This is a genomic window from Aeromicrobium sp. CTD01-1L150, from assembly GCF_041951745.1.
Lineage (GTDB): Bacteria > Actinomycetota > Actinomycetes > Propionibacteriales > Nocardioidaceae > Aeromicrobium.
Genome location: NZ_CP169555.1, coordinates 2,438,655 through 2,459,707 on the forward strand (window position 1 = coordinate 2,438,655; position 21,053 = coordinate 2,459,707).

The window sequence follows — 21,053 nt, forward strand, 5'->3', positions numbered from 1 at the left end:
GCCGCTCAGGGATGATGAGGACGCTGCCCGCCGCGCACGGTCACGGCGCTCAGAACAGCGTCACGGGAAGCAGGGCGAGGGTCCAGCTGACGAAGCTGCCCACCAGCACGTACTCGGCGCGCATCCCATCGGGGTCGTCGCGAGAGATCTCCGGGAACCGCAGGATCCCCTTGGCCGCGACCAGCGCACCCAGTGCGCCGATGTGGCCGCTGACGGCGAAGGCGAAGACCAGCCAGCGCTCCATGGGCCCCAGCAGCCGACCGCCCTTGAGACTCTTCTCCTCGGCGAGCACCAGGGGGCCCACCGCGCTCAGCCCCTGTCGCACCACGACGTTGGCGGCCGTCGCCAGGAACAACAGGACCCCCAGGCCCAGCGCAGCCCGGTCCAACGGCACCTCGGCCAGCCCCGGGATCGGCAGGTCGTCGTACCACTGCTGCACGGGGGCGGAGCCGAGCTCCAGCGCGGGCGAGGCCAGCACCAGCCCCACGGAGACGACTGCCAGCAGCACGACGCCCGCACTCGACTGCCGCTCACCGGCCTCCAGCCACACGACGACCACGAGCGCCACCAGCCCGCTCACCCACACGGTGTGCCACCCGGCCCCCAACGCCAGTGCCCCACCGATGGCGACCACCAGACCCACGGCATGCCGCCACCGGGGTGCCAGATCAGCCGCCCCGACGCCTGCGAGCAGCACCGCGAGCACCATCATCGCTCTGCCTCTTGCCGCCCATCCCCCATGCACCCCACTGCGCTCCCTGCAGGGAGGTGCCCCCAGTCCGGCACCCCCGCCGGGACGTGCTTCACCGACTCGGTGAGTGCACGGATGCCCGAGCTTCGGGTGCGCTGGGAGACGGCTGAGGCGGAGATGCCCTCGTCGTCGGCGATCTGCGCTGCGGTTCGCCCGGAGATGACCCCGAGCGCGATACGGCGCTGCCGGCCGTCGAAGGTGCTGACGATGTGGTCGCGGCACTCCAGGTAGGCCTGGGCGAGGTCACCGTCCGCATGGTCGGGTCGGCGGATCCGAGTCCTCAGGTATGGCATCGTCCGCTGCGCCCCCTTCACCTCGTCGATGGCCTCCCGGGCGGCCCACCAGGCCGGACCGTCCTGCGTCAGACCATAGGCGGAGGCACCGACGATCTCGATCGGTCCGACACCGATCCCGCATCGGGCGTCGAGATGTTCCGGGAGTGCCAGGCGCACGAGCACCGTGGCCAGCAGAGCGTCGTGCAGGTCCGCATGAACGCTCTGGAACTCATCACCGATCGTGGGTTCGAGCTCCTGCAGGCTCTCGACCAGCTCACCGGCAGTGGCCAGGGCAGAGACCAGCGACTCCTGGACGTGCCGCCGTGAGTCATGGCTGCGCGAACCCACGAGGTCGCCGATCACGGCGAATTTCACGGAAGCATCTGACTTCATTGGCCCATAATGAAGCTATATGCTTAATTATGCAAGAGTGAAGTGCTCCGCTTGTCGATACCGTGGGGTCATGACACGGATCGCCTGGGCCAGCGCCGCCCCGTTCGACACCGCCGACCCCGACCTCCCGCTGCTCCTGGAGGCCGCGCGTCGCGCCGGGCTGGAGAGCGAGGTCGCCCATTGGGACGACACCACGGTGGCCTGGGACGCCTACGACCTCGTCGTGGTGCGCTCCTGCTGGGACTACGTCCCCCGCCGTGAGGAGTTCCTGGCCTGGACGCGCACCGTCCCACGCCTGGCCAACAACGCTTCGACGATCGCATGGAACACGGACAAGACCTACCTGCGTGAGCTCGAGAACGCCGGCGTCCCCATCGTCACGACGTCATGGTCCGCACAGGAGGGGAGCGACCTCCCAGAGGCACGGCAGTGGGTCGTCAAGCCGACCATCTCCGCCGGGTCCGCCGACACGGCTCGCTGGAGCGAACCCGCCCAGGCTCTTGCCCACGGCCGACGTCTGCTCGCGGCAGGCCGCCCCACCATGACGCAGCCGTACATCGATGCCGTCGACTCCGAGGGCGAGACCGGTCTGCTGTTGTTCGGCGGCGCCTACTCCCACGCCTTCCGCAAGGGAGCGCTCCTGACCACTGACGACGAACCCCGCTCCGAACCCGAGCTCGAGGAGGACATCAGGGCGCGCACGGCGTCGCACGAACAGGTGGCCTTCGCCGAGAGCGTCGTCGCCACCGCCGCCCGGATCACCGGCAACACACCGCTCTACGCACGCGTCGACGTCGTCCCCGGCCCGGATGGCGAGCTGCGCCTCATGGAGCTGGAGCTCACGGAGCCGTCGTTCTTCCTGGAGCACACGTCCACGGGCGCCGACGCCGTCGTGGCGGCCGTGCTCGATGAGCTCCAGAGGTGACCCCAACCGACCGGACTCAACCATCCCGCGGCGGCGGGCCGTCCGGGTGCTCAGCCACCCAGCGCCGACCCGCCGCGTAACCGGAGTCGAAGAGCTCCTGCTGCTGCTCCGGCGTGAGGTCGAAGTCCGTCCAGCGCACACCCCGCGGCTTGGCGAAGATGCTGCGCTCGACGTCCGCGGGGTCCGAGACATGACGAACCTGGGTCGAGTCGACCGTGGTGTAGATCAGGCTCATGACCATCGAGATGGGACCCGTGACCGCCTTGGCGGGTGCCCGCTCGTTGGACGGTGAGCTCAGCCGGATCCCCAGCGTCGGCCACCGAGGCGGCTGGCCGTCGTCGCGATCGAAGACATCGATCGGATAGCTTCGCAGCAGCGATCCGTCGGCCAGCGTCGAGAGCCCGAACGGCGAGCGCAGACGGACTGGCTCGAACATGAACGGGATGGCCGAGGACGCCCTCACCGCGCGGGCCACCGGGAACCGGTCGAGGTCGACACCGTAGGCACCGAGGTCCCACGGCAGGTACATCAGCCGTTGGCGCGACAGGTCGCTCGCGGTGACCACGAGCCGGAACGAACGCTCCGGGCCCAGGTGCGAGCCGGGGTCGTCGAACACCAGGTCGGCAAAGGTACGCACCCCCAGGTCGGCGAGGACACCGCGTGTCCACTGCGTGAGGTAGTGGCCGCGATACATGCCCAGGTGGAACAGGATCCCCCAGGCATCGGCCGCGCGGGGCCACCAGCGCAGTGCCCGGCCCCCGCTGCGACGGTCGAGCATGCGCTCGTAGTCCAGGCTGCGCAGGATGTCGTCGACCCGTCGCATGGACTCACCGGATCGCTGCATCGCGGCGATGACGGAGCCGACGAGGGCCCCCGCAGACGAGCCGGCCACCCGGGCGAAACGCCAGCCCGCCTCGTCCAGGGCGGTGGCTGCCCCGACGAGCGCGATGCCCTTGACGCCGCCGCCCTCGAGCACCAGGTCGGCCGTACGACTCGGGACTGGCTCGCGGTGGACCATGACCATGACTCTACGAAAGAACGGACCGGTCCTGCTCGTCGTGGCAGAATCGCCGATCGTGACGACCGCACCCTGCCTGAGGTTCCATGACGTCGCCTCCGCCGACAGCACCCGTCTGCGGGCCTGGACCAACGACGCCGACGGGCCGCGCGTCCTGCTGTGCAACGGGCTGGGCACCAACCCCCAGTCCTGGCCCGCCCTGCTCACCCCGGACTGCGGCGTCAATGTCGTCTCCTGGAACCATCGCGGCGTCGGCGGCTCACAGCGACCGCCGGACGGTCGAGTCGACCTCGACGCCTATGTCGAGGACGCGCTGGCCGTGATGGACGACGCAGGGCTCGCGTCCGCGGTCGTCGCGTCCTGGTCCGCGGGCGTCACCGTGGCCTTCGAGCTCGCCCATCGCCACCCTGAGCGGGTCGACGGGATCCTCGCCGTTGCCGGGGTGCCTGGCGACACCTTCTCCACCATGCTCGCGCCGTGGCACGTCCCGACCGTGCTCTCCCGACCGTTGATGGTCTCGCTGGCCCGGGCGACCACGGTCCTCGGGCACCTGGAGGCTCCGCTGGTGCGCCGCTTCCCCTGGACGCCCACGACGACACGACTCCTGCAGCGGACCGGCGCGATCGGCCGCGACGCCGACCCTGCGCACGTCCAGGCGATGGTGACGGAGTTCTGCTCCACCCATCCCGCCTGGTACGCACGGCTCGCCCTGGGGGTGGCCGAGCACGGCCGGGTCTCGCTGTCGGGCATCGACGTGCCCACCACGTTCGTCGCGGGCCGGCGTGACCTGCTCACGTCCGCCGCGTCGATGCGTTCGGCCGCCGACAGGGTGACGGGATCGCGCTTCCTGCAGCTCGACGCCACACACTTCATCCCGCTGGAGCACCCCGACGTCGTGCACGAGGAGCTGCTGGCCCTGCTGGATCGGGTGGGGTCGGCCGAGCCCTGCGCTCCCCACGGCGGCGGCTCGTAACCGTCGCGTGACTCGTGTCGTTGACGGTGACATGCGCACAGCTCAACTCGCCCTGGCCGCCGCGTTGATGCTCGCGTTGACGTTCGGGACCACGAGTGCGGCGACGGCCGCCGACACCGACGATCCACTCGACCTGATCTCGCCGAGACCCCTCGACCCGGTGATCGGCCTGCTGCCCCCGTTGCCCGTCAAGCACGCGCCGTACACCGGCGACGTGTGCCCGGACGGCGCATCGTCGTGCATCGACGAGACGATCGCAGAGATGGAGCGTCGGCTGTCGCAGTCGGCGTCCCGCTGCGACCACGATGCTGTCTTCGATCTCGCTTACCTCCGCGTAACCGAGGACGTCCGCGAGGCCGTCAACCAGGGCGTGTTCGACGACCAGGTCTGGCTGGGTCAGGTCGACGCCGTCTTCGCATCGTTGTACTTCGAGGTGATGGATGCCTGGCACTCCGGTGACACCGAAGCACGTGCCGAGGTCCCGAAGGCATGGCAGATCGCCCTAGAGGCCGCCGACGACCGGGAGATGACCGGGCTCGGCAACTTCCTGCTCGCGATGAACGCCCACATCAACCGCGACTTCTCCTACGTCCTGGCCGAGGTCGGCCTCAGCGACGTCGACGACACGTCGCACAAGAAGGACCACAACGCCTACAACCCGCAGCTCGACGGCCTGTATGACTCGGTCTTCGCAGAGGTCGCGGCGCGTTTCGACCCGACCTTCGACGATATCGACGTGCTGACGGTCGAGGAGACCGTCGCCGGGGCCATCATGCGCGGTTGGCGAGAGATGGTGTGGCGCAACGCCGAGCAGCTCGTCCTCGCCCAGACCCCCGCTCAGCGACGCCTGGCCGAGCAGCTGATCGAGGACTATGCCGCCACCCAGGCCCAGCTGATCCGCACGTCCTTCGCATCACCGAGCGAGGCGGCCACCTCGGCGCGCGATGCCTTCTGCGCTGACCACGGAACAGGCGGTTGAGGGTCGTCACGGACTGACGTTCAGCTCAGCTTCTCCAGGATGAGCTCACGAACCCGGCCGGCGTCGGCCTGGCCCTTCATCGCCTTCATGACCGAGCCGATCAGCGCCCCGGCAGCCTGTACCTTGCCGTCACGGATCTTCTGGGCGGCATCGGGGTCGGCCTCGATCGCGGCATCGACTGCGGCGCCGAGTGCACCGTCGTCAGAGACGACCTCCAGACCACGGGCGACGACGACCTCCTCCGGCGAGCCCTCACCGGCGAGGACGCCGTCGAGCACCTGACGCGCGAGCTTGTCGTTGACCCGCGAGTCGTCGATGAGCGCCTGCACACCCGCCACCTGCTGCGCCGTCACCGGCAGGTCACTCAGCGCCACGCCGTCCTCCTTGGCCCGCCGGGCGAGCTCGCCGAGCCACCACTTGCGGGCCGCCTGCGGCGCGGCTCCGGCCTCGATCGTGGCGGCGACCAGCTCGAGGGCACCGGCGCCGAGCGTGTCGCGCATGTCGAGGTCGCTGAAGTCCCACTCGGCCTGCAACCGGCGACGCCGCTGCGACGGCAGCTCCGGGAGGGTGCCCCGCAGCTCCTCGACCCACTCGCGCGACGGCGCGACGGGGGCGAGGTCCGGCTCCGGGAAGTAGCGGTAGTCATCGGCATCGGACTTCTCACGGCCGGCCGACGTCGTGCCGTCCGACTCGTGGAAGTGCCGTGTCTCCTGCACGATGCTCTCCCCCGCGTCGAGCAAGCCCGCATGGCGCGAGACCTCGTACCGGACGGCGCGTTCCACGGACCGGAAGGAGTTGACGTTCTTGGTCTCGCTGCGCGTGCCGAGCGGCGTCGTGCCGACCGGACGCAGGGACAGGTTGACGTCGGCGCGCAGTGAACCCTGGTCCATCCGGGCGTCGGAGACCCCGAGCGCCACCATGAGGTCGCGCAGCTGGTTGACGTAGGCGCGAGCCACCAGCGGCGCCAGCTCACCGGGCACCACGATGGGGCGCGTGACGATCTCGATGAGGGGGATGCCGGCGCGGTTGTAGTCCAGCAGCGAGTGGTCGGCCCCGTGGATGCGCCCGGTGGCGCCACCCACGTGCAGCGACTTTCCGGTGTCCTCCTCCATGTGCGCCCGCTCGATCTCGACCCGGAACGTCTGCGGCTCCCCGACACCATCAGCACCGCCCTCGGGGGTGATCTCGACATCGGTCCAGCCGTCGTGCGCAATCGGCTCGTCGTACTGCGACGTCTGGAAGTTCTTGGGCATGTCCGGGTAGAAGTAGTTCTTGCGCGCGAACCGGGACCACTCGGCGATCCCGCAGTTCAAGGCCAGGCCGATGCGGATGGCCGACTCCACGGCCTTGGCGTTGACCACCGGCAGCGCACCGGGCAGGCCCAGGCACACCGGGCAGACCTGCGTGTTGGGCTCCGCGCCGAAGGCCGTGGGGCAACCGCAGAACATCTTGGTGGCGGTGCCGAGCTCCACATGGACCTCCAGGCCCATGACCGGCTCGTATCGCGTGAGGGCGTCATCGAACGCCACGAGTGCCGAGGTCATCGCGCCACCTCCTGAAGATCGGGCGCCTGTGCGGCGAACGGACCACCCCAACGCTCCTCGAGCAGCTGCTCGAGGGCGGCGCCGACGGTGTAGAGCCGCTCGTCGGCCAGGGCCGGGGCCAACACCTGGAACCCGACGGGCAGGGAGTCCGCCAGCCCGGCGGGAAGGGACAGTCCGGGGATCCCGGCGAGGTTCGCCGGGATGGTGGCGACGTCGGCGAGATACATGGCGAGCGGGTCGTCGAGCTTGTCCCCCAGCGGCCATGCCGTGGTGGGTGCCGTGGGCGAGACGAGCACGTCGACCTGCTCGAACGCGGCCGCGAAGTCACGCGCGATGAGCGTGCGGACCTTCTGCGCCGAGCCGTAGTAGGCGTCGTAGTAACCGCTGGACAATGCATAGGTGCCCAGGATGATGCGTCGCTTGACCTCGTCGCCGAACCCGGCGTCGCGCGAGGCCGCCATGACCTGCTCAGCACTGGGGTGGGGCACCCCGTCGGGCTCGACTCGCAGCCCGTAGCGCATCGCGTCGAACTTGGCGAGGTTCGAGGACACCTCGCTCGGCATGACCAGGTAGTACGCGGCGATGCCGTGCACGAAGCTGGGGCAGGAGATCTCGACGACCTCGGCCCCCGCGCCCGAGAGCAGCTCGACGGCCTCGTCGAAGCGCCGGCGCACCTCGGGCTCGAAGCCCTCACCGCCCAGCTCGGTGACGATGCCGATGCGTAGACCGGCGACGTCGGCGCGGCGGGCCGCCTCGACGACCGGAGGCACGGGAGCTGTCAGGCTCGTGGAGTCACGCGGGTCGTGCCCGGCGATGACCTCGTGCAGCAGGGCGGCATCCAGCACCGACCGGGTGACGGGTCCGGCCTGGTCCAGGCTGCTGGCCATGGCCACGAGCCCGTAGCGGCTGACGCCGCCGTACGTGGGCTTGACGCCTACCGTGCCGGTCATTGCACCGGGCTGGCGGATGGAGCCACCGGTGTCGGTGCCGATCGCCAACGGCGCCTCGAACGCGGCGACGGCGGCAGCCGAACCGCCACCTGATCCCCCGGGGATGCGTCCGGTGTCCCACGGGTTGCGAGTGGGACCGTAGGCGGAGTGCTCGGTGGAGGAGCCCATCGCGAACTCGTCCATGTTGGTCTTGCCGAGGATGGGCAGACCGGCAGCACGCAGCCGGGCGACGACGGTGGCGTCGTAGGGCGGCACCCAACCCTGGAGCATCCGTGAGCCGCACGTCGTGGGCTGGCCCACGGTGGCGAGCACGTCCTTGATCGCGACCGGCACACCGGCGAGCGTCGCAAGGTTCTCACCTGCCGCGCGACGGGCGTCGACGTCGGCGGCCGCGGCGAGCGCGCCCTCGGCGTCGACGTGCAGGAACGCGTGGACCGCCCCGTCGACGGCGTCGATGCGATCCAGGCTGGCCTGGGTGATGTCGACCGACGTGGTCTCACCCGCGGCCAGCTGCTCGGAGAGGGTGGCTGCATCCAGGTCGTGCACGTTCACTCCTCCCCCAGGATGCGAGGCACCAGGAAGCGCTGGTCCTCGGCCGCCGGTGCCCCCGCGAGCGCCTCGTCAGGGCTCAGACCGGGCGTCACGACGTCCTCGCGGAAGACGTTGCTGATCGGCTGCGGATGGCTCATCGCCTCCGCGTCGCCGGCGCCGGGTTCCTGCACTGCCTCCTGGACGGTGGCGACGTGCGCGAGGATGTCGGGCAGCTCGGCTCCGAGCTGCTCGAGCTCGGCCTCACTGAGGTCGATGCGGGCGAGACTCGCCAGGTGGGCGACGTCCTCACGGGAGATGGGCGACGGCATGCGTCTCCTCGGTCGGGGTTCGGTGTGCTCGGCCATCCTAGTGAGCGACGACGCCACCGCTGCAGGTGGCGTTACGGTTCCACCAGCGCGACGATGGCCGTGGCCAGCTCCGCAGCGCTCGGCGCCGTGTCCGGGGAGATGAACCACTGCAGTGCCAGACCGTTCATCAACGACAGGACCAAGGATCCCGTCGCGAGGTCCTCGCGCGTGACCTCATCCGGCGTCACGTCGAGCACCAGTGCGGCCAGGCTGCGTCGCCCTTCGTCGTGCGACGACGCGATCTCCTGCTTGACCTCGGGGGCGTACTCCGCCTCGGCCATGGCCTGGATGCTGGAGACCAGGGTGTTGCGCCGCGCCGGCAGGCTGGCGATGTAGCTCTCGAGGAACCGTTGCAGCCGCATCAGCGGCACATCGTCCGCGACGTCCTGCATCGCGTCCTCGACGGCGGTGCCCCACTCGTCGAAGGCCGCGATCACCGCCGCGTGCAGGAGAGCGTCCTTGGAACCGAAGTAGTACCCGATGGAGGCCAGGTTCGCCCCGGAGGCAGCGGTGATGTCCCGGGCAGTAGTGCGGGCATATCCCTTCTCGGCGATGCACTCCTGGGCACCGCGGAGCAGGTCCTCTCGCTGGCTCATGTCCACCAGACTACACAGAGGTTCATACGTGCGTCTTGAACATTTGTTTTAAACGTACGTATGATTCCATCATGACTCGAACCTCACCACCCCCACGTGCCACTGCCCGCGAATGGGTCGGCATGGCCGTGCTCGTCCTTCCTGCCCTGCTCGCCTCCATGGATCTCTCGGTCCTCTTCATGGCCGCGCCCTGGATCGGGGCCGAGCTGACCCCGTCCGCCACCCAGCAGCTCTGGATCATGGACATCTACGGGTTCGCGATGGCAGGACTACTCATCACCATGGGCAGCATCGGCGACCGCATCGGACGCCGCCGGATGCTCCTGCTCGGCGCGGTCGCCTTCGGTGCCGCCTCGGTGGTCGCGGCATACTCCACCAGTGCGGAGATGCTGATCGCGGCCAGGGCCCTTCTCGGCATCGGCGCGGCGACGCTCGCGCCCTCCACACTCTCGCTCATCCGCAGCATGTTTCTGGACGAGGACCAGCGACGCACCGCCATCGGCATCTGGACCGCGGCCTTCACCAGCGGCTTCGCCGTGGGACCGATCATCGGCGGCCTACTGCTGGAGAACTTCCACTGGGGTTCGGTGTTCCTGATCAACGTCCCGGTCATGGTACTCCTGCTCGTCGCCGCCCCACTGCTCATCACCGAGTCCCGCGATCCCCGGCCGCGCTCGTTCGACCTCCTGGGCTCCGCCCTCTCTCTGGCCGCCGTCCTGCCGGTCATCTACGGCATCAAGAAGATGGTCGAGGACGGGGTCGAGACGAGCTACCTGGCCTGCATCACGGGTGGGGTCGTCGCCGCGGGCCTGTTCCTGCGTCACCAGCTCACGACCCCCGCACCGATGATCGACATCCGGCTCTTCAGGCACGCCTCCTTCAGTGCCTCCATCGTGGCCAACATGACCGTGGTCTTCGCCACCGCAGGGATGGGTCTCCTGGCGGTCACCTTCATGCAGACCGTCATGGGGTATGCCCCGTTCGACGCCGCACTCTGGATGCTCCCTGCCGTCGCGGGCAGCGCCGCCGGCGTGGCGGCCGCCTCGGTCCTCGCTCGATCGATCCGTCCGGCCAAGCTCATCGCCGCCGGTCTGGCCATCTCGGCCAGCGGGTTCTTCTGGGTCAGCACCATCGAGCCGGACTCCCACATCGGGACCCTGATCGCCGGGTACGCCCTGCTGACCGTCGGCGTCGGCATGACCGCGACACTGGCCACCGCCCTGGTCCTCACCACAGCACCTCCGGAGGAGGCAGGTGCTGCCTCGGCCACCTCGGAGACCAGCGCCGAGCTCGGCGGAGCGTTGGGCATCGCCTCCCTCGGAACGCTTGCCACGGCGGTCTACCGGAACCACATGCAGGGACGGGTTCCACCGGACCTGGGCGACGACGGGACCACCACTGCCGAGGCCACGCTCCCCGGCGCCATGACGGTGGCCGAGCAGGCACCGCCCGAGCTGTCCGGGCCACTGCTCGCCGAAGCCTTCGACGCCTACAGCCGGGGCTTCGGCGTCGCGGCCATGGTGGGCGGAGTCCTGGTCCTCGGCGTCGGCCTCCTCGCCGGACTCGCACTCAGGAAGGTGACGCCTCGACAGATGTCCGAGGCGCAGCAGCACGAGTAGCCACTGGCCGACCTCCGGGTCAGGCCTGCTCGTACCGGGCGACGAGGACCTCGACGCCATCGAGGATGATCTCCAGGTCTGCGGCGAACAGCCCCGGGTCGTCAGAGGGGACGGTGTCCTCGGCCTCGCCGGAGAACGCCAGGCGGTGCAGGTGCGGGAACTCGTCCTCCTCGACGACGGCGCGCAGGAGGCCGCCGAAGTTCAGGTCCACCCCCTCGCGAGCGGCAGCCTCGGCACCCTCGCGGAGCTCCAGTCCCAGCCGGACGTCGGCGAGGACGTAGGCGCTGATGATGCCGAGGACCTGTATTCGTTCTCCGCCCGGCACCTGCGTTCCCTCGAAGGCGGCCATGCCGCGCTCCAGGTGGCGCAGGGCGTTCGGCGCCAAGGGTGGGTTCGCGATCGGCATCCTGGCGATCCACGGGTGCCTGCCCGCGGCACGACGCTGGATCATCGCCCAGGAGCCCAGCCGGCTGCGCCAACCCTCACCCTCGATCTCCTCGGAGATCATGGACGCCCCACCGGCGTTCCACATCAGCTGCAGCAGCGCCTCCTTGTTGGGCACGTACCGATACAGGGCCATGGTGGAGAAACCGACCTCCTGGGCCACGCGGGCCATGGAGACCGCATCGATCCCCTCGGCGTCGGCGACCGCCACGGCAGCGTCGACGATCTCCTGCACGCTGCGGGCCGGTCGGGGGCCGCGAGCCCCGGCCGGCTGGCGGTCCCACAACAGCTCAATCGCCGCAGGCAGCTTGAGGTCGTCCATGGTCGTCATCCTGCCACCCGACACCGCACGCCAGCATGTGGCAGGTCGGCCAGGTACGGCGGGAGCATCGGGAGGCCCACACGAGCCGCGGAGCACCTTTGCCATAATCCGTGTACGTCATATACAGTTTTGTGTATGACATACACAGTTCAGGCACGCGGCCTGCACAAGGCGTACCGCGAGCACACGGTGCTCGACGGCATCGACCTCGACATCGCTTCCGGCTCCATCTTCGGGCTCCTGGGGCCCAACGGCGCCGGCAAGACGACACTGGTGCGCATCCTCGGCACCTTGCTCACCCCGGACTCCGGCTCCGCGACCATCGCCGGTCACGACCTCCTGGACGACCCGGTCAGCGTCCGACGGTCCATCGCCCTGACCGGGCAGTACGCGGCGGTCGACGACCTACTCACCGGCGCGGAGAACCTGCGGCTGATGGCACGCCTCCTGCGCCTGTCTCCGAGGCACGCCGCGCTGCGGTCACGTGAGCTCCTGGAGCAGTTCGACCTCACCGACGCCGCCGACCGCCGTACCAGCACCTACTCCGGAGGCATGCGGCGACGTCTCGACCTCGCCATCAGCATGATCGTCACCCCGCAGCTGCTGGTGCTCGACGAGCCGACCACCGGCCTCGACCCGCGGAGCCGTGAGCAGGTCTGGTCCAACGTGCGTCGATTCGCCGACGAGGGCGTCACCGTCCTGCTGACGACGCAGTACCTGGAAGAGGCGGACCGACTCGCCGACCGCATCGCCGTGCTCCACGGCGGGAGGATCGTCGCCGAGGACACGCCGTCCGCGCTGAAGGACGGGCTCGGCGGTGACCGGCTGACGGTGGACTTCGCCGACGGCTCCACCGCGAGCGCGGCACTGGCGCTGCTCGGTGGACGCCTGGACCCCGAGGGACGCCGCCTCGAGCTCACGACCGACGGTAGCGCCCGCGAGCTGAGCCTGACCCTGGCTCGCCTGGACGCCGCGGGCATCGAGCCGACCCGGGTCTCCACCCACCAACCCACTCTCGATGACGTCTTCTTCACCCTGACCGAGAAGGAACTCGCATGAGCACCGCCACCACCATCGCCGACGCCCGCGCAATGAGCCACCGCAGCCTGTTGCGCGCCTGGCGTGAGCCGGACGCCTTCTTCATGGCCCTGTTCCTGCCCGTCGTGCTGATCGTGCTGTTCGTGTACGTCTTCGGCGGGGCGATGGACACCGGCGTCGCCTACGAGAACTACGTGGTGCCGGGCCTCATCGTGCTGTGCGCGGGGTACGGCGCCGGCAGCACGGCGATCTCGCTCGCGCACGACCTCGACGCCGGCGTCATCGACCGGTTCCGCTCCATGCCGATCAGTGCAGGATCAGTCATCGTGGGCCATGTGGTGGCCAGCGTCGCCCGCAACGTCGTCGCGACCACCCTGGTCATCGCCGTCGGGCTGCTCGTCGGGTGGCGCCCCACCGGTGGGCCACTCGCCTGGCTCGCCGCCGTCGGCCTGATCCTGCTGTTCATCGTCGCCGTCTCATGGCTGTGCGCCGCGCTCGGACTGCTGGTCAAGACGCCCGAGGCTGCGACGTCCGTGGCAATCATCCCGTTGTTCCTTCCCTACCTGAGCACGGCCTTCGTTCCTGCGGAGACCCTGCCGGCGGTCCTGCGTGGGTTCGCCGAGCACCAGCCCTACACACCGGTCATCGAGACGCTGCGCGGACTGTGGATGGGCACGCCCCTGGACTCCCACCCCTGGTGGGCCATCGGGTGGTGCCTGGTGACGCTCGCGGTGGCCGCCGTCGCCGGTGCGCGACTCTTTGCCAGACGAGTGGGCTGACTACTGACCCGTGCGGCCGTCGAGGCACTCACGCAGCAGGTCGGCGTGGCCACAGTGCCGGGCGTACTCCTCGATCATGTGCACGACGAGGTCACGGACACTCGTGACCTCGTCGCGGCCGGGGATCGGCAGCTCGCGTCCGAGGCCCTCCTCGGGCAGCGCCTTGAACCACGACTCCGCGGCCGCGATCTGGGCACCCCACGTGGCCAAGGCCTCGTCCACGCACTCCTGCGTCGGTTCGACGCCGTCGAAGTCCCGGTCGCGTTGCTCGTCGGTCCCGTACAGCCGCGGCTCGTCGACGCCTCGCGCCACCTTGACGAACCAGAAGTGTTCGACCTTCGCCAGGTGCCGGACCAGGCCGAGCAGGCTCAGACTGCTCGGCGGCACACTGCGCGTGGCCAGCTGCTCGGGCGTCAGGTCCTCGCACTTCAGCGCGAGGGTCTTGCGGAAGTGATCCAGGTACTCCGCGTACGTCGCCTTCTCTCCCTCGGGATTCCCACCAGTCCGCGGATCGCCGTGAGGGCTCTGCCAGACGTCGCTCATGCCTTCAAGCTCGCGGGCCGGTTGGCGAGGAAGGCCCAGAGGGCGAAGCAGAGCAGACTCACCCCGACAGCGATGTCGACCACGACGTGCAGGTGGCGCCACCAGATCATGTCCAGGGCACCGGGCACGGTGTAGTGGCCGATGCCGATCAACCCGCTGCCGGAGTACAGGGCGAGGCAGACCACGGCCGGGACGAGTCTGCGGCGTAGGAACAGCACCAGGCCCGAGATACCCAGCACGGTGAAGACCACCCAGGAAATCGCGATCACCGTCGCAGACGGCGCGGGCAAGAACGCATCGGCCGGCGGCTGGGGGTACTCGGCGTAGTTCGCCACGTTGTCGGCGTAGTGCACGACGGAGACCAGGAAGGCGGTGACGACCAGCGCGACGGCCCACCGGGTCCCCACCAACGGACGCTTGTTCGTCTCCACGGGTCCAGACTAGTGCGGTCAGGTACGGCCTGGCAGGGTGCGGGCCGCCTCAAACCCCTAGGCTGCCGACGTGCCTCCCACCAAGCCGGAGAACGTCGGCCCCCTCGATGCCGTGGCCTTCCTGTGCGAGCTGGCCATGGTCATCCTGCTCGTCGTCGCGGGTCACGGCATCGTGGGCGGCTGGCTCGGCTGGGCCCTGGGCGTGTTCCTCGCCATGGTCGCGATCGGGATCTGGGCGCAGTGGATGGCCCCGATGTCCCCGCGGCGCCTCGACAACCCGTTGCGCCTCGCCGTGCAGATCATGCTCTTCATCACCGTGGCCCTCTATGCCGCCGCCGGCGCTCTGACCTGGTGGGGCATCGGCTTCGCGGTCGTGGCGATCGCGACCTTCGCCGCCCGCCGCGTCACCGATCCCTGACGAGGGCCTCGCGACGTCACTCCTCGGCACTTGCGGTGTCGCCACCTGGCGGGCCCTCGGCCAGGAGCCGGTCGAACCCCGCCTCGTCGAGGATCGGGACCCCCAGCTGCTCGGCCTTCTCGGCCTTGGTCCCGGCGTTCTCCCCCACCACCACGTAGTCGGTCTTCTTGCTGACCGATCCCGATGCCTTGCCGCCGCGGGCGATGATCGCCTCCTTGACGGAGTCGCGCGTGTAGCCGTCCAGCGAGCCGGTGACGACGACGGTGAGCCCTTGCAGCGTTCGGTCGATGCTCTCGTCGCGCTCGTCCGCCATGCGCACGCCCGCCTGCGCCCATGCCTCGACGATGCCCACGTGCCAGTCGACGGCGAACCAGTCCTGCACCGCCTCCACGATGGTGGGACCGACACCCTCGGCCGCGGCGAGCTGCTCGGGCGTGGCCTCACGGATGGCCTGCATGGACCCGAACTCGGTGGCCAGGGCCCGGGCCGCCGTGGGTCCGACGTGGCGGATGGACAACGCCACGAGCACGCGCCACAACGGCTGCTCCTTGGCGGACTGCAGGTTCTCCAGCAGCGCGACGCCGTTGGCGCTGAGCTGCTGGTCGGTGATGCCGTCCTTCCGCTCTGCCGGCGTGGGGTTGCGGGTGTACAGCGGGACGGTCAGCAGCTGTTCCTCGGTGAGCGAGAACAACCCGCCCTCGTCGGCGAGCACCCCGGCCTCCAGCAGCGCCACGGCACCCTCCCAGCCGAAGACCTCGATGTCGAAAGCCCCGCGACCCCCGACATGGGTCAAGCGTTCACGCAGCTGTGACGGGCACGAGCGTGTGTTGGGACACCGGATGTCCTTGTCGCCCTCCTTGCTGGGTGCCAGCGTCGTGCCGCACGACGGGCACTCGGTGGGCATGACGAACTCCCGCTCGGAGCCGTCGCGCAGCTGGACCACGGGGCCGACGATCTCGGGGATGACGTCGCCCGCCTTGCGCAGCACCACCATGTCGCCGATGAGCACCCCCTTGCGCTTGACCTCGTACTGGTTGTGCAGGGTGGCCATCTCGACCGTGGAGCCCGCGACCTTGGCCGGGTCCATGACGCCGTACGGAGTGACCCGGCCGGTGCGCCCGACGTTGACCCGGATGTCCAGCAGGCGGGTGTTCACCTCTTCCGGCGGGTACTTGAACGCGATCGCCCAGCGCGGCGCACGAGACGTCGACCCGAGCCGACCCTGCAACGAGACCTGGTCGACCTTGACGACGACACCGTCGATGTCGTGCTCGACGTCGTGGCGGCGCTCGCCGTAGTACTCGATGAAGGCCTCGACACCCTGGAGATCCGGCACGACCTTGGCACGGTCCGACGTGGGCAGTCCCCACGACCGCAGCGCGGCGTACGCCTCGGACTGTCGCTGCGGCGTGAATCCCTCGCGGTGGCCGAGACCGTGACACACCATGGCCAGCGGACGGCTCGCCGTGACGGACGTGTCCTTCATGCGCAGGGAACCGGCCGCAGCGTTGCGCGGGTTGGCGAAGGGGTTGTGGCCCGCCTCCGCCCAAGCCGCGTTGAACTCCTCGAAGGCCTGCGTCGGGAAGTAGACCTCCCCGCGCACCTCGACGTAGGCCGGCACGGGGTACTCCTGGCTGCCGGTCAGCCGGTGAGGCACGACCTCGATGGTCCGGACGTTGTTGGTGACGTCCTCACCGACCCTGCCGTCGCCGCGCGTCACACCTCGGGTCAGCACACCGTCCTCGTAGGTCAGTGAGATGGCCAGGCCGTCGACCTTGAGCTCACACAGGAACTGCGCATCGTCGATGCCCTCACGCACGAGTCGACCGTGCCAGGCCTCGAGCTCGTCGTAGGCGAATGCGTTGTCGAGGCTCATCATGCGCTCACGGTGCTCGTACGCCTCGAACGTCGAGGAGACCATGGCCCCGACCTGCTGAGTGGGTGAGTCCGGGGTCCGCAGCTCGGGCAGTCGCTCCTCGAGCGCCTCCAGCTCGCGCACCAGGGCGTCGTACTCGCCGTCGGAGATCACTGGTGCGTCGTCGCGGTGGTACCTCTGGCGGTGCTCCTCGACCTGCTCCGCCAGCTCCTTGTGCCGCTGCTTCAGGCCCGCCTCGTCCGAACCCACCTCACTCGCCATGCCCCTGACGATATCGGCGTCCGCAGACACCGGTACGACGCCCGACCTGCGAGACCACGCAGGATTGACACCATGGGGTCATGGCACATCGCACCCGAGCGCAGCGCACCGCGGCCATCGTGGCCGGCATCGCCCTGGTCGCGGCGGGCATCGCGACGTTCGTCCTCACTGACGGGTTCACCGGACTTCGGGCCACGCACCTGGTGAGCGCCGCCCTCATCGTCCTGGGGCTCGGCACGATCCGCTACGGAACCAACCCGCGGCGACGTCAGGTGTTCTGAGCCAGGTCAGCGGCGATCCGGGTCAGCATGGTCAGGCCTTGCGCGGCCCACGCAGGCTGTGCACCGGCGAGCCCGCACGTCGGGGTGAGGACCAGTCGCTCCGCGTGCTGTTCCACCTCGAAGCCAAGTCGCGCCATGAACTCATCCAGCCGGGAACGCACCGCCGTGTCCCCCACCGGCTCCAGCGCGGACACCAGCCCGGGCCACAGGTCCAGGCCGGACTCGAAGGCCTCGGCCCACGGGTCGTCGGGGTCGACGAGCGTGGCGTCGAAGCTGACCGCCGAGAACCCTGCGCCGGAGAGCAACGCGACCGGGACGTCGGGCGCACACGAGTGGGCGACCGGGGTGGCGCCCGCCTCACGCACGACGTCCACGAGCGCACGCAGCCCCGCATCGGCCTCCGACGGGTAAATCGTGCGGTACTTGCCGAATCCGCTCGCCGTGGGCACTCGGGCGGCCAGGACGGCCGGGAGGGACGGTTCATCGACCTGGACGACGAGGTCGGCGTGCGGGAGACGGCGGCGCAGGTCCGCGAGGTGCGTGGCGAGCCCTGACGCGAGCGACGCGGCCAGGTCGCGTCGTGCCCCGTGGTCGGACAGCACTCGTTCGCCACGCGGCAGCTCGACGCCGGCGGCGAGCGTCCACGGCCCGGCCACCTGCTGCTTGAGGGTGCCGTCGTGGTCGCCCCAGAGCTCCTCGACGACGTCGAGGTCCTGGGCCAGCAGCGAACGTGCCCGGCGGTGGTCGACGCCCGGGGCGTCGGTGAGCCGCCAGGCCGAGGGCTGAAGGTCTGCGGACAGCCCGTCGAGCAGGGCGAGCGATCGACCGATCATGCCGGCGTGGACGCCACGGGCAGGCAGCTCGGGGACGAACAGCAGCTCGTCGAGCTCGCCACGCACGATGCGCAGGGTCTCGGCGAGGTCCTCGCCGGGCATGGAGCCGACGCCGCTCGCTCTCACGACGTCTGGTCCGCCATCCGGTGGGTGCTGGCGATGGTGGCCGAGCCGACGACGCGCGTGCCGTCGTAGATGACCACGGCCTGCCCGGGGGCGATCCCCTCGGCAGGCTCGAGGAGCTGGACGTGCACCGATTCGCCGTCCACCTCGACGACAGCACGGTGCTCGGCTCCGTGCGCCCGCAGCTGCACCGTGCACTCCAGCGGTTCGCCCGGAGCGGTTCCGCACCACAGCGGTCGGATGCCCTCCAGGGCATCGACGAGCAGGTGCTCACGCGGCCCCACCGTGACGGTGCCGCTGACCGGCTCGATGTCCAGCACGAAGCGTGGCTTGCCGTCGTCTGCGGGCACGCCCAGACGCAGGCCCCGGCGCTGCCCGATCGTGAAGGCGTACGCACCGTCGTGCTCACGCAGGACCTCACCCGACTCGTCGACGACCGTTCCCGGACGGGGGCCGAGCTTGTCGGCGAGCCAGCCGGCGTTGTCGCCGTCGGCCACGAAGCAGATGTCGTGGCTGTCCGGCTTGTGGGCCACCTGCAGGCCACGACGCTCGGCCTCGAGCCGGACGTCGCTCTTGTCCGACCCACCGAGCGGGAAGTGCGAGTGGGCCAGCTGCTCCTGGGTGAGGACACCGAGGACGTAGGACTGGTCCTTGCCGTGGTCGACCGCCCTGTGCAGCTCGATCGGACCGGGCTCCGAGCCACCGTCGGCACCGTCGCGCAGCTGGGCGTAGTGACCGGTGACGACGCCGTCGAAGCCGAGCGCGAGCGCGCGCTCGAGCACCGCGGCGAACTTGATCTTCTCGTTGCAGCGCAGGCACGGGTTGGGGGTGCGACCGGCCGAGTACTCCTCGATGAAGTCGTCGACCACCTCATCGGCGAACTCCTCGCTCATGTCCCACACGTAGAACGGGATCTCCAGGGTGTCCGCGGCCCGGCGAGCGTCGGAGGAGTCCTCGATGGAGCAGCATCCCCGGGCTCCCGAGCGGTAGGAGCGCGGATTCCGGCTGAGCGCGAGGTGGACACCGGTGACGTCGTGCCCGGCGTCCACGGCACGCGCCGCAGCGACGGCAGAGTCGACTCCACCGGACATCGCGGCGATCAGGCGGGACATCAGCGGCTCCTGACCAACGAGGCTGCCCGGGCACGCTCGTGGACGGTCGGCAGGACCGCCAGAAGCCGGTCGATGTCGGCCTCGGTGCTGGTGTGGCCCAGGCTGAAGCGCAGTGAGCCGCGAGCGGCGGCTTCCTCAAAACCCATTGCGAGCAGGACGTGGCTCGGTTGCGGCACTCCAGCGGCGCAGGCCGAGCCGGTGGAGCACTCCACACCCTGCGCATCCAGGAGCATCAGCATGGCGTCGCCCTCGCACCCGGGGAAGGTCACGTGGGCGATGTTGGGCAGTCGATGGTCCACACCTGGCTCCGGGTCTCCGTTCACCACGGCGCCGGGCACGGCGTGCGCGATGCCCTGCACGAGGCGCTGCCGCAGCCGCTCGATGCGTGCCGAGGCCTCGGCCTGCCGCGCCACCGTGACCTCGAGCGCCTTGGCGAAGGAGGCGATGAGCGCCACGCCGATGGTGCCCGAGCGCAGGTCGCGTTCCTGCCCGCCGCCGTGCAGCAGCGGCGTCGGCTCGATCTCGCGCCGCAGCACCAGTGCCCCGACCCCGACCGGACCCCCCAGCTTGTGGGCGGTGAGGGTCATGGCGTCCAGGCCGGAGGCGTCGAAGTCGAGTGGCACGTACCCGGCGGCCTGGACCGCGTCGCTGTGCACCGGGACGTCGTGCTCGCGGGCGATCGCCACGACCTCGTCGATCGGCTGGATGGTGCCCATCTCGTTGTTGGCCCACATCGTGGTGACGACGCTGACCTCCTGCGGCGCCCGCTCCACGGCCCGGCGCAGCGCGTCGATGACGACCCTGCCCTGGCGATCGACGGGGGTGGTGTCGATTCGGGCACCCTCGTGCGCGGCCAGCCAGGTGACGGGGTCGAGCAGGGCATGGTGCTCGATGGAGCTGAACACGACGCGGTCACGCTGCGGATCGCCAGCACGGCGGGCCCAGAACAGGCCCTTGATGGCGAGGTTGTTGGCCTCGGTGCCGCCGGAGCAGAACACCACCTCGCCGGGCCGTGCCCCCAGGTTCTCGGCGATGATCTCGCGGGACTCCTCCACCGTCCGTCGGGCAGCACGCCCGGAGGCGTGCAGGCTCGAGGCGTTGCCGGTGCGCTGCAGCTGTTCGGCCAGCACCTCGCGCGCCTCGGCCAGCATCGGCGTGGTGGCCGCGTGGTCGAGGTAGGCGGTGGGGTTCGGCTCAGTCATGGCCATCCCAGCGTAGTCCCGCACCGATGAGCCGGCTGCGGCCCACCGCATCGTGACCGACGCCGCCTGGATACCTTACGCGACGCTGGAGCGGTAGCCCGGGACGAGCTCGTCGACCAGGGCGTCGGTGGCCGCAGAGGCGCCGACGGGCGAGCCGTGCTCGGCGATCGAGGCGTACATCGCATCGACCACCGACTCGATCTCACCGGAGTCGCCCTGCGACTCCGCGAGCCACAGCCTGGAGCGCCACAGCTCCTCGTTGGCCGGCAGCAGGGCGAGTCCGCGTTGCAGAGCTGCCTGCGCCGCGGCGACGTCACCGCGCGACGTGGCGGCCTCGGCCAGGGCCTGCACCGTGAGCTCCACGGCGAGCGCGATGTCGGTCTCGACGGTGAGCCCCTCCAACCAGGCGTAACGCCGCTCCGCGACGCCGTCGAAGGGCGTGCCCTCCACCAGGTCCAGGGCCGCACG

At 70.0% G+C, this 21,053-nt stretch carries 22 protein-coding genes; 8 read left to right on the forward strand and 14 right to left on the reverse strand.

Annotation, left to right across the window (positions count from 1 at the left end):
* Positions 1 to 49 precede the first annotated feature (49 nt).
* Together ACEVFP_RS12025 and ACEVFP_RS12030 are read right to left on the reverse strand one after the other, a co-directional pair.
* Positions 50 to 712, reverse strand: coding sequence for a hypothetical protein (locus tag ACEVFP_RS12025; protein ID WP_374999701.1), 663 nt, complete (start codon positions 710 to 712; stop codon positions 50 to 52).
* Complete coding sequence (locus ACEVFP_RS12030; protein ID WP_374999702.1) at positions 709 to 1,401, reverse strand: SatD family protein; 693 nt, start codon at positions 1,399 to 1,401, stop codon at positions 709 to 711. The genes ACEVFP_RS12025 and ACEVFP_RS12030 overlap by 4 nt, the downstream gene beginning before the upstream one ends.
* An 88-nt stretch (positions 1,402 to 1,489) precedes the next feature.
* Here ACEVFP_RS12030 and ACEVFP_RS12035 point away from each other — a divergent pair, with 88 nt between their 5' ends.
* A complete protein-coding gene (locus ACEVFP_RS12035; RefSeq protein WP_374999703.1) occupies positions 1,490 to 2,344 on the forward strand; it encodes a RimK family alpha-L-glutamate ligase in 855 nt (284 codons plus the stop codon).
* A gap of 16 nt (positions 2,345 to 2,360) precedes the next feature.
* Here the strand turns inward: ACEVFP_RS12035 and ACEVFP_RS12040 are convergent, their stop codons facing one another.
* Positions 2,361 to 3,362: a patatin-like phospholipase family protein gene (locus ACEVFP_RS12040; protein ID WP_374999704.1), complete on the reverse strand. Its 1,002-nt coding sequence runs from the start codon at positions 3,360 to 3,362 to the stop codon at positions 2,361 to 2,363.
* 4 nt (positions 3,363 to 3,366) lie between these two features.
* Here ACEVFP_RS12040 and ACEVFP_RS12045 point away from each other — a divergent pair, with 4 nt between their 5' ends.
* Both ACEVFP_RS12045 and ACEVFP_RS12050 read left to right on the forward strand, forming a co-directional pair.
* Entirely contained in the window at positions 3,367 to 4,335 is a 969-nt protein-coding gene (locus ACEVFP_RS12045) for an alpha/beta fold hydrolase (RefSeq protein WP_374999705.1), read from the forward strand.
* Between the two features lie 31 nt (positions 4,336 to 4,366).
* Complete coding sequence (locus ACEVFP_RS12050; protein WP_374999706.1) at positions 4,367 to 5,314, forward strand: DUF5995 family protein; 948 nt, start codon at positions 4,367 to 4,369, stop codon at positions 5,312 to 5,314.
* Positions 5,315 to 5,334: 20 nt separating this feature from the next.
* Here ACEVFP_RS12050 and gatB read toward each other — a convergent pair whose 3' ends face one another.
* The 4 genes from gatB to ACEVFP_RS12070 all read right to left on the reverse strand — a co-directional run bounded on the left by gatB (position 5,335) and on the right by ACEVFP_RS12070 (position 9,303).
* Entirely contained in the window at positions 5,335 to 6,858 is a 1,524-nt protein-coding gene (gene gatB / locus ACEVFP_RS12055; RefSeq protein ID WP_374999707.1) for an Asp-tRNA(Asn)/Glu-tRNA(Gln) amidotransferase subunit GatB, read from the reverse strand.
* Positions 6,855 to 8,360 carry an Asp-tRNA(Asn)/Glu-tRNA(Gln) amidotransferase subunit GatA gene (gene gatA / locus ACEVFP_RS12060; protein WP_374999708.1) on the reverse strand — a complete coding sequence of 502 codons (1,506 nt, stop codon included), beginning with the start codon at positions 8,358 to 8,360 and terminating at the stop codon, positions 6,855 to 6,857. Before gatA ends, gatB begins: the two co-directional genes overlap by 4 nt.
* A complete protein-coding gene (gene gatC / locus ACEVFP_RS12065; protein ID WP_374999709.1) occupies positions 8,357 to 8,668 on the reverse strand; it encodes an Asp-tRNA(Asn)/Glu-tRNA(Gln) amidotransferase subunit GatC in 312 nt (103 codons plus the stop codon). The genes gatA and gatC overlap by 4 nt, the downstream gene beginning before the upstream one ends.
* A 71-nt stretch (positions 8,669 to 8,739) precedes the next feature.
* Positions 8,740 to 9,303: a TetR/AcrR family transcriptional regulator gene (locus ACEVFP_RS12070; RefSeq protein WP_374999710.1), complete on the reverse strand. Its 564-nt coding sequence runs from the start codon at positions 9,301 to 9,303 to the stop codon at positions 8,740 to 8,742.
* A 71-nt stretch (positions 9,304 to 9,374) separates the two neighbouring features.
* On the opposite strand from ACEVFP_RS12070, the gene ACEVFP_RS12075 reads away from it, so the two are divergent.
* Positions 9,375 to 10,922 (forward strand): MFS transporter, encoded by a 1,548-nt coding sequence (locus ACEVFP_RS12075; RefSeq protein ID WP_374999711.1) that lies wholly within the window; start codon positions 9,375 to 9,377, stop codon positions 10,920 to 10,922.
* A gap of 19 nt (positions 10,923 to 10,941) precedes the next feature.
* Here the strand turns inward: ACEVFP_RS12075 and ACEVFP_RS12080 are convergent, their stop codons facing one another.
* Positions 10,942 to 11,697 carry a TetR/AcrR family transcriptional regulator gene (locus ACEVFP_RS12080; RefSeq protein ID WP_374999712.1) on the reverse strand — a complete coding sequence of 252 codons (756 nt, stop codon included), beginning with the start codon at positions 11,695 to 11,697 and terminating at the stop codon, positions 10,942 to 10,944.
* Positions 11,698 to 11,823: 126 nt separating this feature from the next.
* On the opposite strand from ACEVFP_RS12080, the gene ACEVFP_RS12085 reads away from it, so the two are divergent.
* Positions 11,824 to 12,747 (forward strand): ATP-binding cassette domain-containing protein, encoded by a 924-nt coding sequence (locus ACEVFP_RS12085; RefSeq protein WP_374999713.1) that lies wholly within the window; start codon positions 11,824 to 11,826, stop codon positions 12,745 to 12,747.
* Complete coding sequence (locus ACEVFP_RS12090) at positions 12,744 to 13,505, forward strand: ABC transporter permease (protein WP_374999714.1); 762 nt, start codon at positions 12,744 to 12,746, stop codon at positions 13,503 to 13,505. The genes ACEVFP_RS12085 and ACEVFP_RS12090 overlap by 4 nt, the downstream gene beginning before the upstream one ends.
* Here ACEVFP_RS12090 and ACEVFP_RS12095 read toward each other — a convergent pair whose 3' ends face one another.
* Positions 13,506 to 14,048: a DinB family protein gene (locus tag ACEVFP_RS12095; protein ID WP_374999715.1), complete on the reverse strand. Its 543-nt coding sequence runs from the start codon at positions 14,046 to 14,048 to the stop codon at positions 13,506 to 13,508.
* Complete coding sequence (locus ACEVFP_RS12100; protein ID WP_374999716.1) at positions 14,045 to 14,479, reverse strand: hypothetical protein; 435 nt, start codon at positions 14,477 to 14,479, stop codon at positions 14,045 to 14,047. Before ACEVFP_RS12100 ends, ACEVFP_RS12095 begins: the two co-directional genes overlap by 4 nt.
* A 70-nt stretch (positions 14,480 to 14,549) precedes the next feature.
* Here ACEVFP_RS12100 and ACEVFP_RS12105 point away from each other — a divergent pair, with 70 nt between their 5' ends.
* Positions 14,550 to 14,897 (forward strand): YrdB family protein, encoded by a 348-nt coding sequence (locus ACEVFP_RS12105; protein ID WP_374999717.1) that lies wholly within the window; start codon positions 14,550 to 14,552, stop codon positions 14,895 to 14,897.
* A gap of 16 nt (positions 14,898 to 14,913) precedes the next feature.
* Here ACEVFP_RS12105 and ligA read toward each other — a convergent pair whose 3' ends face one another.
* On the reverse strand, positions 14,914 to 17,034 hold the full coding sequence (gene ligA, locus ACEVFP_RS12110; RefSeq protein WP_374999718.1) for an NAD-dependent DNA ligase LigA: 2,121 nt from the start codon (positions 17,032 to 17,034) through the stop codon (positions 14,914 to 14,916).
* An 80-nt stretch (positions 17,035 to 17,114) separates the two neighbouring features.
* Between ligA and ACEVFP_RS12115 the strand changes: the two genes are divergently transcribed.
* A complete protein-coding gene (locus tag ACEVFP_RS12115; RefSeq protein WP_374999719.1) occupies positions 17,115 to 17,315 on the forward strand; it encodes a hypothetical protein in 201 nt (66 codons plus the stop codon).
* Here the strand turns inward: ACEVFP_RS12115 and ACEVFP_RS12120 are convergent.
* Genes ACEVFP_RS12120 through ACEVFP_RS12130 form a run of 3 tightly spaced genes read right to left on the reverse strand, consistent with a single transcriptional unit; the run spans position 17,303 to position 20,585 of the window.
* The gene (locus ACEVFP_RS12120; RefSeq protein WP_374999720.1) at positions 17,303 to 18,274 is read right to left on the reverse strand and encodes a methionine synthase; all 972 of its coding nucleotides are present in this window, start codon (positions 18,272 to 18,274) and stop codon (positions 17,303 to 17,305) included. The genes ACEVFP_RS12115 and ACEVFP_RS12120 overlap by 13 nt on opposite strands.
* Entirely contained in the window at positions 18,271 to 19,383 is a 1,113-nt protein-coding gene (gene mnmA, locus ACEVFP_RS12125; protein ID WP_374999721.1) for a tRNA 2-thiouridine(34) synthase MnmA, read from the reverse strand. Before mnmA ends, ACEVFP_RS12120 begins: the two co-directional genes overlap by 4 nt.
* Positions 19,383 to 20,585: a cysteine desulfurase family protein gene (locus tag ACEVFP_RS12130; RefSeq protein ID WP_374999722.1), complete on the reverse strand. Its 1,203-nt coding sequence runs from the start codon at positions 20,583 to 20,585 to the stop codon at positions 19,383 to 19,385. Before ACEVFP_RS12130 ends, mnmA begins: the two co-directional genes overlap by 1 nt.
* Positions 20,586 to 21,053 lie beyond the last annotated feature (468 nt).

What these genes read in the sequence shown, in the direction of transcription:
- ACEVFP_RS12050 (WP_374999706.1), top strand. Translation starts at nt 4,367, where the DNA reads ATGCGCACAGCTCAACTCGCCCTGGCCGCCGCGTTGATGCTCGCGTTG.
- ligA (WP_374999718.1), bottom strand. Translation starts at nt 17,034, where the DNA reads ATGGCGAGTGAGGTGGGTTCGGACGAGGCGGGCCTGAAGCAGCGGCAC.
- mnmA (WP_374999721.1), bottom strand. Translation starts at nt 19,383, where the DNA reads ATGTCCCGCCTGATCGCCGCGATGTCCGGTGGAGTCGACTCTGCCGTC.
- ACEVFP_RS12115 (WP_374999719.1), top strand. Translation starts at nt 17,115, where the DNA reads ATGGCACATCGCACCCGAGCGCAGCGCACCGCGGCCATCGTGGCCGGC.
- ACEVFP_RS12075 (WP_374999711.1), top strand. Translation starts at nt 9,375, where the DNA reads ATGACTCGAACCTCACCACCCCCACGTGCCACTGCCCGCGAATGGGTC.
- ACEVFP_RS12025 (WP_374999701.1), bottom strand. Translation starts at nt 712, where the DNA reads ATGATGGTGCTCGCGGTGCTGCTCGCAGGCGTCGGGGCGGCTGATCTG.
- ACEVFP_RS12045 (WP_374999705.1), top strand. Translation starts at nt 3,367, where the DNA reads ATGACTCTACGAAAGAACGGACCGGTCCTGCTCGTCGTGGCAGAATCG.
- gatC (WP_374999709.1), bottom strand. Translation starts at nt 8,668, where the DNA reads ATGCCGTCGCCCATCTCCCGTGAGGACGTCGCCCACCTGGCGAGTCTC.
- ACEVFP_RS12085 (WP_374999713.1), top strand. Translation starts at nt 11,824, where the DNA reads ATGACATACACAGTTCAGGCACGCGGCCTGCACAAGGCGTACCGCGAG.
- ACEVFP_RS12090 (WP_374999714.1), top strand. Translation starts at nt 12,744, where the DNA reads ATGAGCACCGCCACCACCATCGCCGACGCCCGCGCAATGAGCCACCGC.
- ACEVFP_RS12095 (WP_374999715.1), bottom strand. Translation starts at nt 14,048, where the DNA reads ATGAGCGACGTCTGGCAGAGCCCTCACGGCGATCCGCGGACTGGTGGG.
- ACEVFP_RS12040 (WP_374999704.1), bottom strand. Translation starts at nt 3,362, where the DNA reads ATGGTCCACCGCGAGCCAGTCCCGAGTCGTACGGCCGACCTGGTGCTC.
- ACEVFP_RS12035 (WP_374999703.1), top strand. Translation starts at nt 1,490, where the DNA reads ATGACACGGATCGCCTGGGCCAGCGCCGCCCCGTTCGACACCGCCGAC.
- ACEVFP_RS12080 (WP_374999712.1), bottom strand. Translation starts at nt 11,697, where the DNA reads ATGACGACCATGGACGACCTCAAGCTGCCTGCGGCGATTGAGCTGTTG.
- ACEVFP_RS12070 (WP_374999710.1), bottom strand. Translation starts at nt 9,303, where the DNA reads ATGAGCCAGCGAGAGGACCTGCTCCGCGGTGCCCAGGAGTGCATCGCC.
- ACEVFP_RS12130 (WP_374999722.1), bottom strand. Translation starts at nt 20,585, where the DNA reads ATGACTGAGCCGAACCCCACCGCCTACCTCGACCACGCGGCCACCACG.
- gatB (WP_374999707.1), bottom strand. Translation starts at nt 6,858, where the DNA reads ATGACCTCGGCACTCGTGGCGTTCGATGACGCCCTCACGCGATACGAG.